15 protein-coding genes are annotated in these 14,520 nt (G+C 60.4%); 4 read left to right on the forward strand and 11 right to left on the reverse strand.

The window, feature by feature from the left end:
• Window position 1: 1 nt before the first annotated feature.
• Both folB and recJ read left to right on the forward strand, forming a co-directional pair.
• Window positions 2-364 carry a dihydroneopterin aldolase gene (gene folB / locus NZ705_05115; GenBank protein MCS7292341.1) on the forward strand — a complete coding sequence of 121 codons (363 nt, stop codon included), beginning with the start codon at window positions 2-4 and terminating at the stop codon, window positions 362-364.
• A gap of 4 nt (window positions 365-368) precedes the next feature.
• On the forward strand, window positions 369-2,624 hold the full coding sequence (recJ, locus tag NZ705_05120) for a single-stranded-DNA-specific exonuclease RecJ (protein ID MCS7292342.1): 2,256 nt from the start codon (window positions 369-371) through the stop codon (window positions 2,622-2,624).
• 2 nt (window positions 2,625-2,626) lie between these two features.
• Here recJ and NZ705_05125 read toward each other — a convergent pair whose 3' ends face one another.
• The 6 genes from NZ705_05125 to NZ705_05150 form a co-directional block, all read right to left on the reverse strand.
• A complete protein-coding gene (locus tag NZ705_05125) occupies window positions 2,627-2,926 on the reverse strand; it encodes an HU family DNA-binding protein (GenBank protein ID MCS7292343.1) in 300 nt (99 codons plus the stop codon).
• A gap of 109 nt (window positions 2,927-3,035) precedes the next feature.
• Window positions 3,036-3,545: a 2-C-methyl-D-erythritol 2,4-cyclodiphosphate synthase gene (gene ispF / locus NZ705_05130; protein MCS7292344.1), complete on the reverse strand. Its 510-nt coding sequence runs from the start codon at window positions 3,543-3,545 to the stop codon at window positions 3,036-3,038.
• Entirely contained in the window at window positions 3,542-3,778 is a 237-nt protein-coding gene (rpmB, locus tag NZ705_05135; GenBank protein ID MCS7292345.1) for a 50S ribosomal protein L28, read from the reverse strand. The genes ispF and rpmB overlap by 4 nt, the downstream gene beginning before the upstream one ends.
• 9 nt (window positions 3,779-3,787) lie before the next feature.
• A complete protein-coding gene (gene trxA, locus NZ705_05140; protein MCS7292346.1) occupies window positions 3,788-4,111 on the reverse strand; it encodes a thioredoxin in 324 nt (107 codons plus the stop codon).
• A gap of 253 nt (window positions 4,112-4,364) precedes the next feature.
• Window positions 4,365-5,534 (reverse strand): GuaB3 family IMP dehydrogenase-related protein, encoded by a 1,170-nt coding sequence (locus NZ705_05145; GenBank protein ID MCS7292347.1) that lies wholly within the window; start codon window positions 5,532-5,534, stop codon window positions 4,365-4,367.
• A gap of 70 nt (window positions 5,535-5,604) precedes the next feature.
• Window positions 5,605-7,476 carry an AMP-binding protein gene (locus NZ705_05150; protein ID MCS7292348.1) on the reverse strand — a complete coding sequence of 624 codons (1,872 nt, stop codon included), beginning with the start codon at window positions 7,474-7,476 and terminating at the stop codon, window positions 5,605-5,607.
• A gap of 105 nt (window positions 7,477-7,581) precedes the next feature.
• Between NZ705_05150 and NZ705_05155 the strand changes: the two genes are divergently transcribed.
• Entirely contained in the window at window positions 7,582-7,875 is a 294-nt protein-coding gene (locus NZ705_05155; protein MCS7292349.1) for a hypothetical protein, read from the forward strand.
• 1 nt (window position 7,876) lies between these two features.
• Window positions 7,877-9,562 (forward strand): AarF/ABC1/UbiB kinase family protein, encoded by a 1,686-nt coding sequence (locus NZ705_05160; GenBank protein MCS7292350.1) that lies wholly within the window; start codon window positions 7,877-7,879, stop codon window positions 9,560-9,562.
• Window positions 9,563-9,564: 2 nt separating this feature from the next.
• On the opposite strand, the gene NZ705_05165 is transcribed toward NZ705_05160, so the two are convergent.
• The 5 genes from NZ705_05165 to NZ705_05185 are packed head-to-tail and all read right to left on the reverse strand — an operon-like array spanning window position 9,565 to window position 14,513.
• Window positions 9,565-10,710: a pentapeptide repeat-containing protein gene (locus NZ705_05165; GenBank protein MCS7292351.1), complete on the reverse strand. Its 1,146-nt coding sequence runs from the start codon at window positions 10,708-10,710 to the stop codon at window positions 9,565-9,567.
• Window positions 10,711-10,715: 5 nt separating this feature from the next.
• Entirely contained in the window at window positions 10,716-11,171 is a 456-nt protein-coding gene (locus tag NZ705_05170; GenBank protein ID MCS7292352.1) for a DUF29 domain-containing protein, read from the reverse strand.
• Between the two features lie 44 nt (window positions 11,172-11,215).
• Window positions 11,216-12,199, reverse strand: coding sequence for a UDP-glucose 4-epimerase GalE (galE, locus tag NZ705_05175; GenBank protein MCS7292353.1), 984 nt, complete (start codon window positions 12,197-12,199; stop codon window positions 11,216-11,218).
• Window positions 12,187-13,128: an SDR family oxidoreductase gene (locus NZ705_05180; GenBank protein ID MCS7292354.1), complete on the reverse strand. Its 942-nt coding sequence runs from the start codon at window positions 13,126-13,128 to the stop codon at window positions 12,187-12,189. The genes galE and NZ705_05180 overlap by 13 nt, the downstream gene beginning before the upstream one ends.
• Window positions 13,128-14,513 (reverse strand): UDP-glucose/GDP-mannose dehydrogenase family protein, encoded by a 1,386-nt coding sequence (locus tag NZ705_05185; GenBank protein MCS7292355.1) that lies wholly within the window; start codon window positions 14,511-14,513, stop codon window positions 13,128-13,130. Before NZ705_05185 ends, NZ705_05180 begins: the two co-directional genes overlap by 1 nt.
• Between the last annotated feature and the right edge of the window lie 7 nt (window positions 14,514-14,520).

A 14,520-nucleotide genomic window follows, 5' to 3' on the forward strand; every position in this document is an offset into this window, starting at 1 on the left:
CATGCGCGATGCCATCTATCTCCACAACATCCGCGCCTATGGGTACACTGGTTTCTTGCCGGAGGAACGGGCGCTCGGGCAATGGTTTGCGGTGGACCTGAAGCTGGAGCTGTCCCTGGAAAAAGCGGGGCAAACCGATGAAATGAGCGACACACTGGACTATCGGGGGGTGATTGCCCAGGTGCAAGCCACGATTGCCGGGTCGCGGTTTAACCTGCTGGAACGGCTGGCCTACGTTCTCACAGAAAAGGTCCTGGCGTTTCCCCTGGTGCAGGCGGTGACGGTGCGGGTGACGAAGGTTGCGCCGCCAATTCCGGATTTCTCGGGCCAGGTCAGCGTCGAACTCCATCGCCGCCGGGAGTAAGGGAATGCCGTCCTGGCCGTTGCACCGCTGGTTGCTCCCAACGCCCGCCTCAACAGCGGCGGCGCTAGCCCAAAAGCTGGGGTTATCGCCCTTGACGGTGCAGATTTTGTGGGAGCGGGGACTCCAGACGGAGGCGGACATCCGGCGCTTTTTCGACCCGCACCAGGACCCCCTGCCGCCGCCAGAACAGGATTTCCCAGACCTGCCGCTGGCGGTGGAGCTGCTGGCGCAGGCGGCGCACCAGGGGCAAAAGGTGGCCATCTGCGGAGACTACGACGCCGATGGGATGACCAGCACGGCGCTACTTTTGCGGCTACTGCGGGGGGTCGGGATCCCTGTGGACTACGCTATCCCCAGCCGGATGCAGGAGGGTTACGGGATCAACGAGCGGATTGTGCGGGAGTTTCACGCCCAGGGCGTTGACCTGGTGATCACGGTGGACAATGGGATTGCGGCCCCTGGCCCGATTGCGCTGGCGGTGGCGCTGGGGATGCGCGTCATCGTCACCGACCACCACGAACCACCGCCGGAACTGCCGCCGGCCCAAGCGATTTTGAATCCCCGTCTCGTGCCCCCTGATTCGCCCTACCGGGGACTGGCTGGCGTCGGTGTGGCCTACCTGTTGGGACAAGCATTGCTCCAACGGCTGGGGCAGGACCCCGCCTTGGCTGAACCCCTGTTGGAACTTTTTACCTTGGGCACGATTGCCGACTTGGCGCCTTTGACGGGGGTCAATCGTCGCTGGGTGCAACAGGGGTTGCGCTTGCTGACCAACTCTCGCCTGCTAGGGGTGCGGGCGCTGATTGAGGTAGCCGGGCTGGCCCAGGTGCAGGATTTCAACCCTAACCACATTGGGTTTCAGTTGGGGCCGCGCATCAACGCCATTGGCCGCCTTGGCGACCCCCAGGTGGTGATCGAACTGTTGACCACCGACGACCTCCAGGTGGCCTACCAGCGAGCGCGGGAATGCGAAGCTGCGAACCAACAGCGCCGTCAGTTGTGCGAGCAGATGGAACGGGAGGCCATCGCCCTGTATGAACAACAGTCTCCCAATTTGGCCCAGGAGCCAGTCCTGGTGCTGGTGCAACCGGGGTGGCATCACGGGGTCGTCGGCATTGTGGCGTCGCGCCTGGTGGAACGTTATGGGCTGCCGGTGTTTTTGGGGACCTACGAAGATGCGGCTCAAACGGTGATCCGAGGTTCGGCGCGGGGCATCCCCGAATTTCACGTGTATGAAGCGTTGCACGACAGCCGGGAGTTCCTCGACCGCTACGGCGGGCATCGGGCGGCGGGAGGATTTACGCTGGCTGCTGCCCATTTCCCCCAGTGGCGGGAGCGGTTACAAGCCTTTGGACGGCGCTGTTTACAGCCCCACCATCTGCGCCCCGCCTTGCAGTTGCACGCCCAGGCGCGGTTGGGGGAATTAACGCTGGAGGTGCATGACGAATTGCAACGGCTGCAACCGTTTGGGGTCGCAAACCCGACCCCCCAGCTCTGGAGCCACCGGGTGCGGGTGGTGGAACAGGCCACAGTGGGTAAGGACCGGCAACACGCCAAGTTGAGAGTGCGAGACGACACGGGCGAGAAAGAGGTGCTGGCCTGGGGCTGGGCGGATTACCTGCCCCTGCCGGATTGCCTCGACATTGCCTACACGCTGCGGCGCAACGAATTCCAGGGCCAAATCGCTGTGAATTTGGAGCTGCTGGGTGTGCGTTATCCGATCCCCACGCTGGAGATACCGCCGCCGCCACCAGTGACCCATCCCCCCACCTGCCAACCCCTGTTCCATCTGGACACCCTACTGGCGAGCCGGCCCACCGCTCGGTTTTTGCTGTACGGCTACCGACGGCCCACAATGCCGGCTTACTCCCACCTGACCTACGACCGACCCAACGGCGAACACGACGCCCTGATTCTGTGGACGCTCCCGCCACACCCCCTTCACCTGCGCTGGCTCGTGGCAAAGGCGCGACCGCAAACCATCTATGTGGCGCCCCACCGTCCACCTGTGCCAACCGCCGCCCAAGTCCTAACCTGGGTTGAGACCACCCTTGCCCAAGCCGACGGCAAGCCCTGGAACCTGCTGGCACTGGGGCAAAAGTACTGGGTCAGCCCCGCTGTCTGGATAGCCGGGCTACGCCAGTTGGGCTACGAGGCCCCCGACTGGCCAACAAGCACCTCCCTAGAGACGGAATTGGCTAACTTAGCCGCCTGGTACCGCACCTCCTGGCAGGACCTGGCCGCCCATCTCCAACCCTGACGCTACTTCTGCTGCTGTTTTGCCGCCCCGTCGGCGACCTTCTCCCGGAACAACTTGCCGGCGGAGAAAATGGGCACCGTCTTGGCTGGGATGTGGAGCGGTGCCCCGGTACCGGGATTGCGCCCTTCACGCGCTTGACGTTTGCGGGCCTCAAAGGAGCCAAAGCCCACTAGCGTCACCTTTTGCCCTTGGGCCACCGAGTTAATGATTGCTTCCAGCGTGGCATCCAGAACCGACTCCGCCACTTTTTTGGTTGTCCCCACCTTCGAGGCAACTTCCGTGACCAACTCTTCCTTGTTCATAGGTTACGCCCCATCGAAACCAAACCGAAGATTTTATCTGGCGTGTCCTTGTGAAAAAATCAAGGCCCCAAACGGCGATAAAGCCATAGTTTGACGCTTCCCAGCTTAATCAAACTTTCTCGGATTCGTCAACTGGACAGGGCATTAGCAAGGCCACCGCGTAGGCGGCAATTCCCTCCTCCCGACCGATGGGGCCTAACCGCTCATTCGTTGTGGCTTTGACCCCTACCTGTTCCGGGGTGACCGCTAACGCCGCCGCCAGCCGCTGGCGCATCGCAGGGATGTGGGGCTTGAGTTTGGGGCGCTCTGCAATCACCACCGCATCCACGTTGGCCACTTGCCACCCGCGTTCGGCTACCCAGGCCCGCACCTGCTGCAGTAATTGCAAACTATCAGCACCTGCCCACCGAGGGTCCTCCGGCGGGAAGTAATGCCCAATATCCCCGAGACTCAAGGCCCCTAGTAGGGCGTCCATGATCGCGTGGGTCAGGACATCTGCATCGCTGTGACCCAGCAAACCCAAGGAGTGAGGAATCGAGACACCCCCCAGGATCAAAGGCCGGTCCGGTACTAGCCGGTGGATGTCGTAACCGTTGCCAACGCGAAACGGTGGGTTCACAGTTGGTGCAGATTGAGACCCTGCTCACGCGCTAAGGCCGCCAGACCCCGCCGTTGCAGGGTTCGGAGCGCCTGGGTAGACAAGCGCAACCGTACCCACTTGCGCCCCTCCGGCCACCAGACCCGCTTCCACTGCAAGTTCACTTCCTGCAACCGCTTTGTCCGCCGGTGGGAGTGGGACACCCTGTAAGCATTGTTGGCCCGCTTGCCGGTCAGTTGACAATGCCGCGCCATCAGAACCCCCTAGAGATGCTGCTCCAACGCCTTCACTAGGGTGCTTTTGGGCACCGCCCCCATTACTACGTCCACCTTTTGCCCACCCTTAAAAATCATCAGGGTGGGAATGCTGCGAATACCATACTCGTTGGCAGTTTTGGGATTCTCGTCCGTGTTCAGTTTGAGCACTTTGACCCGGCCTTCAAACTCCCGCGCCACCTCATCCACGACCGGAGCCACCATGCGACACGGCCCGCACCAGGGCGCCCAAAAGTCAACCAGAACAGGAATTGGACTCTTGAGCACTTCCTGTTCAAAGGTCGCATCGGTAACTGCGGCTGCGTCAGACATAAGCTTCCATCCTTTGCCTGGGCAATCGTTAATTGTTCGCACTGTTTATCTTATCACAAAATGCCCGCGCGCCCCTAAAAAAAGACCTAAGCACCAGCTTAGGCCAGAGTGTGGTGTGAGGAGTGAACGGAAACTTGCGTCTCCGCACTAGCTTATTATAAACAAACTTTTAGGGAGTCGGGGAAGGGGACGTTCGGATGTCTTAAGCATCCCATCCAAAGCCTGACGCATCGGGGACAGCAGTACGTCACGACTACTTGCCCATCCCCAATTTCTGCGCCCGCTGATAGACCTTGCCTTCGGTGAGCAACGACGGCGCAATCACCACTTCAATCTTTTGCATCTCTCGCAGGTTTTTTGCCCCGACCGTGGCCATGCTGGTTTTCAACGCCCCTAGGAGATTGTGGGTGCCGTCGTCGAGTAGCGCCGGACCCCGTAGGATTTGCTCGAGCGTACCGGTCGTGCCCACGCGAATCCGGGTGCCCCGGGGTAGAACCGGACTGGGCGTCGCCATACCCCAGTGATACCCCCGTCCAGGGGCTTCTTGCGCCCGCGCTAAAGGAGACCCGATCATCACCCCATCCGCGCCGCAGGCAATGGCTTTACAAATATCGCCACCGGTGACCAATCCCCCATCCGCAATCACCGGCACATAGCGTCCCGTTTCCGCCTGGTAGTCTTCCCGCGCCGCCGCGCAATCGGCAATGGCGGTTGCCTGGGGCACGCCTACCCCCAAGACACCCCGAGACGTACAGGCTGCGCCAGGTCCAATTCCCACTAAAACCGCCGCTGCGCCTGCTCGCATCAGGTTCAACGCCACTTCATAGGTCACGCAGTTGCCCAACACCACCGGCATCGGCATGTCTTGGCAAAAGCGTTCCAAATCCAGTGCTTGGTGACCCGGCGCCGCCCAGTGCGTCGGCGAGACCACTGTGGCTTGAACGAAAAACAAATCGGCACCGGCTTCAGCGGCAAGAGGACCCAGGGTCATAGCGCGTCCTGGCGTGCAACTGACTGCCGCAATGCCCCCCTGCTGCTTAATCTCCCGAATGCGGGCCAGCACTAACTCTGGTTTGATGGGTTCCTGGTACAGCCGCTGCATCAGGCCCACAAACTCGTCATTGCCCACCTGTGCAATTTGCGCCAGTACCGGGTCGGGGTCTTCGTAGCGGGTCTGGAGTCCTTCCAAATTCAACACCCCCAGCGCCCCCAGTTCGGTCAGTTTCACCGCCACTTTGGTATCTACAACCCCGTCCATAGCGCTGGCGATGATGGGAATTTCGCGGGTGATGCCGCCAATCGTCCAGTGGGTATCCGTTAACGCCGGGTCAAGGGTAGCTGTGCCGGGAACTAAGGCAATTTCGTCAATCCCATAGGCCCGCCGTGCCAGCTTGCCCCGTCCAATCGGGATAGATGCCTCCATAGCCGCCGTTCCTTAAATTTTATTTAACTTAACAAATCCCCGGCGTTTCTGTCAAAAGGCTGACAGCAGCTCAGGCGTACATCTGTTCAATCAGGTCGCGGTAGCGTTCCACCACCACGTTGCGCTTGATTTTCAGGGTTTGGGTCAGCAGGCCGTTTTCGACGCTGAAGGGTTCTGCCAGCAACCGGAAGGGACCAATCTGTTCAAAAGGGCGGACGCTCGGGCGGTTTTGGGAATGCACTTGGATTTCGTGTCGGTAGAGTTCCAACACTTCGGGGCTAGCCAGGGTGTAAACGCCAGGGACAGGGGGTTCGTGGGACAAGCGCAACTGATGCCCCTGCGCTTCGGCCCAGGCTTGCAAGGCGGTTTCGTTGGGGACAATCAAACACCCCAGTTGCCGAGCGTCCTGACCCACCAGCACGATTTGGCTGATGTAGGGGCTTTGTAAACAGGCGGTTTCAATCGGCTCCGGTTCGACATTTTCGCCGCTGCTGAGCACAATCGTGTCTTTGGCCCGGCCCGTGAGCACCAAATCTCCCTGGGGCGTCAACCAGCCCAAGTCTCCCGTATCGAACCAGCCCTGGTCATCCAGCACGCTGGCGGTCGCCTCTGGGTTGCGGTAGTAGCCTTTCATGACCTGGGGGCCGCGCGCCAGCACCAGACCTTTGTGGGTCACGGGCAAGGGTTGCCGGGTTTCCGGGTCCACAATCTGGATTTCTGTCTGGGGCAAAGGCAAACCGGCGGAGTAGCGCAAGTTGTGGGTCACTCGGCGGGCAGTCAGCACCGGAGAGGTTTCGGTTAGTCCATAGCCCACTACAATCGTGATTCCCACTATTTCGTAGAAGTCGTCCAGGTGGCGAGCCAAAGCTGCACCGCCGCTGGCACCCTCTCGCAGGCGTCCCCCCACTGCTTGCCGGATTTTGCGATACACCAGCGCGTCCGCCAGCCGATGCACCGGCCAGAGCGCCAACGCCACCACGCCACTCACCAGCCGCTGCAGGAGCGACGGACGCAGCGGTTCGAGCGACAAATTCTCCCAGACCCGCTTGGCATAGACATAGCGCTTGCTGAAGCCTAGCAGCCGTTGTACCAGGCGTTGCTTGTTGGCCGGTTGTTTGCGCAATTCGCGCTCGATGCCTTCGTAGATGGACTCCCACAGGCGAGGCACGCCAACGATGTGGTGGGGGCGAAAGCGGGTCAAATCCTGTTTGAAATGACGCAGGGTGCTGTAAATCTGGTGAATGCCCTGGGAGAGCAGGAAATACTCGCAGGCGCGCCCGTAACTGTGCCAGGTGGGGAGCAGACTCAAGGCAATGTTGCCCGGGCGGGGGGTAAAGACGACGCGCAGGTTTTCCAACTGGTGCAGCAGGTTGCCGTGGCTGAGCATCACGCCCTTGGGTTTGCCGGTGGTGCCGGAGGTGTACAGCAACGTCGCTAGGGAATCCGGCTGGAGATGGGGGGCTTTAAATGGGTGCGCTTCCCCGCGCTGCATCACTTGGCTAAAGCTGAGGATGCCATTGCCCCCGTCGCCCCACAGGAGAATCGTCGCCCGCGGTTGCCAGTCGGGAAGGTAGGGCGTCAACCGTTGCAGGAGTTCCGGGGTATCCACCACCAGAAAGCTGCTTTCGCTATGGCGGTAAATGTAGTCCAATTCGTCCACTGGTGCTTGGGCGCCCCGCACCACATCCACGCCCCCCGCCATCATAATCCCCTGGTCGGCAATCATCCAGCGGGAACTGTTATCGGCAAATAGGGCCACGCGTTCTCCCGGCTGTAGCCCTAGCGCTTGCATGCCTTGGGCGAAGCGTTGAATCTGTTGCGCCACTTCCGGGTAGGTCAGGCGCACAGGCGGTTGCCGGTGGGGTTCGTCCAGGGCGATGAGGGTGGGAAACCGCTGCGCCAGCTCGGGCCACATGGCGGGTAAACAAGACCAGGGAGACATAGGCAAGGGGGAGGCAACACCAGTTATTCCCTAGGGTAGCCTGGATGGAGGCCATCGCCGATGGTAAAGCGTTATAATTTGGGCGGAATGGAAGGGAGCAGTGTCGTGGTACGGGCATTTTTCGTGGGGCGAGCGCTGGCCCAAGCCTTGACGGAGCAGGTGGGTCATCTCGTCGGAGAAGTGTTGGCCGGTGTGGGACGGTGGGATGCCCAGCAGCGGGAAGCCCTACGCCAGCAGATCCAAACCATCCTGGAACGAGCGGCTCAAGAAGAACAGAGAGTGGCCCAGGCGCGTGCCGGTAGTGCGCCATCACCTGATTTGCAAACCGTTATTGACGAATTGCGGGCTGAAATTGCACGTTTACGGACGGAACTAAAACGTTATCGCCAGCAGAACTAGGGTGACTGTCCACGTCCGCACCAGACAGTACCGCTGGAATCGGGAACGCTACTCCCGCTGGCGTCGCACCGTGGATATTTGGCTATTCGTCCTGCGGTTTTTGGCGGCCCAGTGGTGGTACGAACGAAGCTGGAGCTACCCAGGGGGACCCACCCCGGAAAAACGCGCAGCTCGGCGGCGACGGATAGCCATTTGGGTGCGCGAGAGCTTACTGGATTTGGGACCAACCTTTATCAAAGTGGGGCAATTGTTCTCCACACGGGCGGACATTTTTCCGGCGGAATACGTCGAGGAGCTATCCAAGCTGCAAGACCAGGTGCCCGCGTTTGGCATGGACCAGGTGGCCCAAATCATCGAAACTGACCTGGGCAAACCGATTGAAAAACTGTTTCTCAACTTTGAACCGACACCCCTGGCAGCGGCGAGTTTGGGACAGGTGCACCGGGCGGAGTTGCCCAGTGGGGAACAGGTGGTGGTGAAGGTGCAACGGCCAGGCTTGCGCCAGCTTTTTGACATTGACTTGGCGATTGTCAAAGATATTGCTCGCTATTTCCAAAACCATCCCAAGTGGGGGCCTGGCCGGGATTGGTTGGGCATTTATGAAGAATGTCGCCGTATTTTGTATGAAGAAATTGATTACTTGCAGGAAGGGCGCAACGCCGACGAATTCCGGCGCAATTTTCGGGGGATTGAGTGGGTGAAAGTGCCCCGGGTCTATTGGCGGTATTGCTCGCTGCGGGTGCTGACGCTGGAGTATTTGCCGGGGATTAAAATTAGCCATTACAGCGCGTTGGAAGCGGCGGGGTTAGACCGGAAACGCCTGGCGGAATTGAATGCGCGCGCCTATTTGGAACAGGTACTCAACCACGGCTTTTTCCATGCCGACCCCCACCCTGGCAATATCGCCGTGGACCCGGATGGGAGTTTGATTTTTTATGACTTTGGCATGATGGGGCGGCTCCACCCCCAAACCAAAGAGAAGCTCATCCAAACCCTGATGAGTATCGTGAATCGGGACGCCGACGGGGTGATCCAAGCGCTGGTGGAGTTGAAGGCGCTGGTGCCCCAGGGGGATATGGGACCGGTGCGCCGTTCCTTGCAGTACATCCTGGACCATTTGCTGGACAAACCCCTGGAGATGCAATCGGTGGCGGCCATCAGCGAAGACTTGTATGCGCTAGCCTATGATCAGCCCTTCCGGTTTCCGGCGACCTTCACGTTTGTGATGCGGGCGTTTTCCACGCTGGAAGGGGTGGGGCGGGGGTTGGACGAAAATTTCCAGTTTTTCACGGTCGCGACGCCCTACGCGCTGCAACTGATGGACAACCGCAATCGCAACGGGGACCTGGATTTACTGGGGGAATTGGGACGCCAGGCGGCGCAGATGGGCAATTCGGCTCTGAGTTTGCCCCGGCGCGTGGAAGCCACCTTGACCCAACTGGAGCGAGGAGACTTGGTGCTGCGCAGCCGCTCTTTGGAAACGGAACGCCTACTCCGCCGGTTAAGCGCTCAGCAGGCAGCGGGGAATTACCACATCCTGACGGGGAGCTTGCTCATCTGCGGGACGATTTTGCTGGTGCATGGCTACGGCTGGTTAGCGGCTGTGGCGGTTCTCGGCGCGGGGGTCACCGGTTGGCGGGCCTGGCGAGCTTGGCAACGCCACGAGCGCATCGAGCGCATGTTCTAGCGTTACCCGTCGCCGTAGAGCTTGCTGGGGATGCCCTGACAGCCGCCGGGAATGGTACTGCGGGTACGGGGGCCGCCCCAGGAGCAGAGATAAAACCGCTGTTCTTCTGAGAGGTTGATAGCACCGGTGAAATCCGCCCCTTCCACAATCGCGCCTGTGAATTCGCCGGTTTGTAGGTTCGGGCGGCGGCCTTTGACCCAGGGTTGACAGGGACTGGCATAGTCCAGCTTGTCCGGGTCGCCGTAGAAGAAAATGGTGCCTTGGAGATTGGCGCCTACAAATTTCGCCCCTTGCAAGTTACTCATGGCGAAGTTGGTGCGGGTAAGGTCGCAGCGGCTGAAATTCGTTCCAGTTAAATCCGCGCCGCTGAAATCCACCCGCCGTAAATCGGTGCCAGCCATATCGGCTCCCGCCAGCATATTGCCCAGATTGATCACCCGCTCGCCGTTTTCCCGGTCTTCTTGGTATAGACCGTTGCCGTCTAGGATGGGGCGTCCCAGGCGCTGGTCCCGCTTAAGGGGCGTTAGCAGCTTCGCCATGGACAAAAACCGCACAACCTTGGCCTTGCCCTCGGCGTTGACGCTGCTGAGCAGGGCGGCGGTGCGACCTTCGGCGATCATCCGTTCCTGGGGCCAGTCTTCCAGGAGTCCCTGGTCGTCGAGGGCCAGCTCGGAAATGCCCTGGAAGTAGGCGTCAATGGTTTGCTGCTGGGTGATGCGGTTCTGCTGCTCGGTTAAGACCTTGGAAATCACGTACTGTTGCCAGGAAATCACCGCCGCCACCACCGCCACTAGGATTTGCCCAACGGATCCGAGACTTTCTCCTAAAGCCGAAACCGCGTCCCAGTTGATAGGCAAGCCCCGCTGGCCCCATACCCACACGCCCAGGCCAATCAATCCCGTTAATCCGGCTATCCCGCCCCACACCAGCGACGCCTGTTCCGGCGGAATTTCTTGGAAGAGCCGCTGCAGGGGTTCCCACCAGGAGGCCAAGGCCACTGCAAAAGCCAGTACCGTGACCAAACCCGCCAGCCAGTGCCAGCCAGTCGCCACCGCCACCAGCAGTAACCCCAGCACCAGCAGTGCCAGAACCACCTGTACTCTCCGAAACCAGCGACGCCAAGGCAACAACAGCGTCTTGAAGGTCATAGGCGTCAGGGGAGCCACTGTTCGTCGAGGGCTTGCGCGAGGGTAAAGACCGGTTCAACCGGCACCCGCTGGGGGTCTATCTGACTGGCCTGCAAAAAGAGCTTCCGGCCATTGCGATACTGCTTGGGAAAAATCTCCTGGAGATAGCTGCTGAGACTGGGGCTGCTTTCCAGCAGGTCTTGGATTTCCAGGCGGAAGTTCAGGACTTCTCGTTCCCAACCCCGCAGGCAACGGGCTCGTTCCGCTTCCCAATACTTGATTTTTAGCAGGTGCTCACATAGCCGCCGTAAATCACTGGCCAGGGCGTGTTTCTCACTTCTACCCAAACTTGTTAACTCGGTAATTAAGTTTTCCAAGTCGAGGTGTAGGAAATCGCGCGCCCGCAACTGGGCAATGGTCTGTTCCAGCCAGCGTTGATAGTCCGTTTCATACAAATGCTTAGGATCCACCAGGGATGGCATGAGTCCCTAAAAGCCTGACCAATCGTTGTCTCTGGTTGATCATATCAGACAGCGGCGGGAGCCAGGCGTTTTTGATGCCAGCGCCAGGCGGTCTCAATGATAGTGGGCAAATCCGAGTATCGAGGTTGCCAACCCAACGTCTGGCGCGCCCGTGTCACGTCAGCCACCAGAATCGGGGGGTCGCCAGGGCGGCGAGGGCCTGCTTGAACCGCCAGTTTTTGGCCCGTCACCTGCTCCACCGTCTCGATCACCTGCCGCACGGAATAGCCTTGACCCGTTCCCAGATTCACAATCAGATGGGTGTCCTGGGTCTGGAGGTAATCCAACGCCTGCACGTGGGCCACCGCCAAATCCGTCACATGGATAAAATCCCGCACCGGCGTGCCATCGGGGGTGTCGTAATCGGTGCCGAAGATGGTCACCGGCTCGCCCCCCAGCAAGGACAACAACAACCGGGGAATCAGATGGGTTTCCGGGTCGTGGCATTCCCCCAGTTCGCCGTCCGGGTCGGCCCCCGCCGCATTGAAATACCGCAATGCCGCATAGCGTAACCCATAGGCTTGACGAAACCAGTGCAGTGCCTGCTCCATTGCCCGCTTGGTTTCCCCGTAGGGATTCACCGGCTGCTGGGGATGGTCTTCCGTCAGGGGCAACCACTGGGGCAAACCATAGGTCGCACACGTCGAGGAAAACACGATGGTTGGCACCCCCGCCGCCACCATGGCTTCCAGCAGGTTTAGGGTGTGAATCAAGTTGTTGCGGTAGTACTTGGCGGGGTTGGTCATGGATTCCCCCACGTAGGCGCTGGCGGCAAAGTGCATCACCGCTCGGATGTTGTACTGCCGCAGTACGTCCACGAGCTTATCTCGCTCAGCCAAGTCTACCGTGACACATTCTCCCCAGCGGACGGCCCAGGGATGCCCTGTACTGAAGTTATCCAGCACCACCGGCGTGTAACCCGCCTGCGCCAGCGCCTTGCAGGTGTGACTGCCGATGTAGCCCGCGCCCCCTGTAACTAACACTGCCATTGTCGGCGTAGCTCCGTAATTGTCCGTTGCAAACCGGTGCGCAGGTCCACTTGGGGCGACCAGTTTAGCTTGGTTTGCGCCAGGGTGATATCAGGGCGGCGTTGTTTCGGGTCGTCTTGGGGTAACGGCTGAAAAGTGATGCCTGCCCTGCTGCCGGTTAACTCCTGAATCACTTGCGCCAGCTCCAAGACGGTCATCTCCTGGGGGTTGCCCAGGTTGACGGGATAGGGATAATCCACCCCCATCAGGCGCACGATCCCTTCAATCAAATCGTCAATGTACTGGAAACTGCGGGTTTGGTGACCATCGCCATAGACCGTCAGGGGTTCGCCCTGCAGCGCCTGCCGCAGAAAGTTGGTCACCACCCGCCCGTCGTGCATATCCATCCGGGGGCCATAGGTGTTGAAAATCCGCACGATGCGCACGCCCAACCCGTACTGCCGGTGAAACGCCAGGGTCAGGGCTTCGGCATAGCGCTTGGCTTCGTCGTAAACGCCACGTGGGCCAGTACAGTTGACGTGTCCCCAGTAATCTTCCCGTTGCGGGTGCTCGAGCGGGTCGCCATAGACTTCGCTGGTGCTGGCCAAAAAAAATTGCGCCCCTTGACGCCGGGCCAACTCCAGCAGGTGATACGTTCCTTCGGCATTGACGCGCAGGGTTTCTACTGGCATGGCCAGGTACTTGGGGGGCGACGCCGGGCTGGCAAAGTGCATCACCCAATCGAGGGGTTCATCAATCGCCAGGGGTGTAATCACATCGTGCTCCACCCGTTGCACCTGGGGATGGCCGTCCCAATGGGCCAGATTGCTCCAGGAACCCGTGCAGCAGTTGTCCACCGCAATCACCCGGTACCCTTCCTGCACCAGCCGGTCAGTGAGATGGCTCCCCACAAACCCCGCCGCGCCCGTGAGCAAAACCGTCCCCCGCATCAGCGCCCCATGCCCAGATAGGTGAAACCGGCCCGTTGCAACCGCTCCCGGTCCAGGAAGTTGCGCCCGTCAATGAGCAGGGGCTGGCGCATGGTCGCCGCCAGGGTTTCCCAGGGCAAATCGCGGTACTGGGGCCAGTCCGTCACCAGCACCAGGGCGTCAGCATCTTGGGCCAAGGCCGTCACGTCATCGCAGTACTGCACGTCCAGCTTGGACCATTCCCGTCGCGCTCGCTCCAGTGCCACTGGGTCATGGACGCGCACTGCCACCCCCCGCTCCAACAGTTGCTGGGCAATGTCGTAGGCTGGCGCATCCCGCAGGTCGTCTGTGTGGGGCTTAAACGCCAGTCCCAGCAACCCTACCCGCCGTCCCTTGAGAATCTTCAGGGTTTGCAGGAGTTTTTCCACCACCCACTGGCGCTGCTGGGCGTTCACCAACCGGCTGGCCTGGACAATCGCCATCCCCAACCCGTAGTCCCGCGCCGTGGCAATCAACGCCGCCGTGTCCTTGCCGAAACAGGAGCCGCCCCAGCCAATGCCGGCCTGCAAAAACTGGCTGCCGATGCGCTTATCCAGCCCAATCCCCCGCGCGATCTGAGTCACGTCCGCCCCTACCCGCTCCGCCAACTGGGCAATTTCGTTGATGAAGCTAATTTTCAGCGCCAAGAACGCATTGGCCGCATACTTGATCAACTCGGCGGACGCCAGGTCTGCCGTCACCAGGGGCACCGCCGCCAGCCCGTCCGGTCGGGGCAAAAAACTGGGGGGCGTAAAACTTTGCTCCAGGATGGGTTGATAGAGCTGGTGCAACACTTCCAGCGCCTTGGGGTCTTGCGTGCCTAGCACCACCCGGTCTGGGTAAAACGTGTCGTGCAACGCTGACCCTTCCCGCAGAAATTCCGGGTTCGACGCCACGGCAAACCGAGGAACCGGCTGGGGGCGCGTCCGCAACGCTTCTTCAATCAAGGTTTCCACCCAGTTGCCGCTGCCGATGGGCACCGTGGACTTATTGACGATGACGGTAAACGGCTGGGCCAAGTGTAACCCAATCCCCTGGGCTGCCTGGCGCACATAGGTCAAGTCGGGATTGCCATCAGGGAGCGACGGCGTCCCCACCGCAATAAAAATCACCTGGGCTGGCGCAATCGCGGTGGCGTAGTCGGTGGTGAAGGTGATGTTAGGGCGAGCCAAATGCAGCAGTTCGGCCAGATAGGGTTCATAAATAGGAATGTCGCCCCGTTGCAGGCGTTCTACCTTTTGGGCGTCCACGTCTAGCCCCACCACCTGATGGCCCAAGTAGGCCAGCGCCACCCCCGTCGTTAGCCCCACGTAACCCGTGCCAATAATTGCAACCTGCACCTGCTGCTCCTGCACCAGTTTCCCCACTAATATA

Source organism: Gloeomargarita sp. SKYB120 (assembly GCA_025062155.1).
Lineage (GTDB): Bacteria > Cyanobacteriota > Cyanobacteriia > Gloeomargaritales > Gloeomargaritaceae > Gloeomargarita.

Bases quoted from the DNA above. Each gene is read 5' to 3' on its own strand.
- folB (MCS7292341.1), top strand. From the start codon at position 2: ATGCGCGATGCCATCTATCTCCACAACATCCGCGCCTATGGGTACACT.
- recJ (MCS7292342.1), top strand. From the start codon at position 369: ATGCCGTCCTGGCCGTTGCACCGCTGGTTGCTCCCAACGCCCGCCTCA.
- NZ705_05125 (MCS7292343.1), bottom strand. From the start codon at position 2,926: ATGAACAAGGAAGAGTTGGTCACGGAAGTTGCCTCGAAGGTGGGGACA.
- rpmB (MCS7292345.1), bottom strand. From the start codon at position 3,778: ATGGCGCGGCATTGTCAACTGACCGGCAAGCGGGCCAACAATGCTTAC.
- trxA (MCS7292346.1), bottom strand. From the start codon at position 4,111: ATGTCTGACGCAGCCGCAGTTACCGATGCGACCTTTGAACAGGAAGTG.
- NZ705_05145 (MCS7292347.1), bottom strand. From the start codon at position 5,534: ATGGAGGCATCTATCCCGATTGGACGGGGCAAGCTGGCACGGCGGGCC.
- NZ705_05150 (MCS7292348.1), bottom strand. From the start codon at position 7,476: ATGTCTCCCTGGTCTTGTTTACCCGCCATGTGGCCCGAGCTGGCGCAG.
- NZ705_05165 (MCS7292351.1), bottom strand. From the start codon at position 10,710: ATGACCTTCAAGACGCTGTTGTTGCCTTGGCGTCGCTGGTTTCGGAGA.
- NZ705_05170 (MCS7292352.1), bottom strand. From the start codon at position 11,171: ATGCCATCCCTGGTGGATCCTAAGCATTTGTATGAAACGGACTATCAA.
- galE (MCS7292353.1), bottom strand. From the start codon at position 12,199: ATGGCAGTGTTAGTTACAGGGGGCGCGGGCTACATCGGCAGTCACACC.
- NZ705_05180 (MCS7292354.1), bottom strand. From the start codon at position 13,128: ATGCGGGGGACGGTTTTGCTCACGGGCGCGGCGGGGTTTGTGGGGAGC.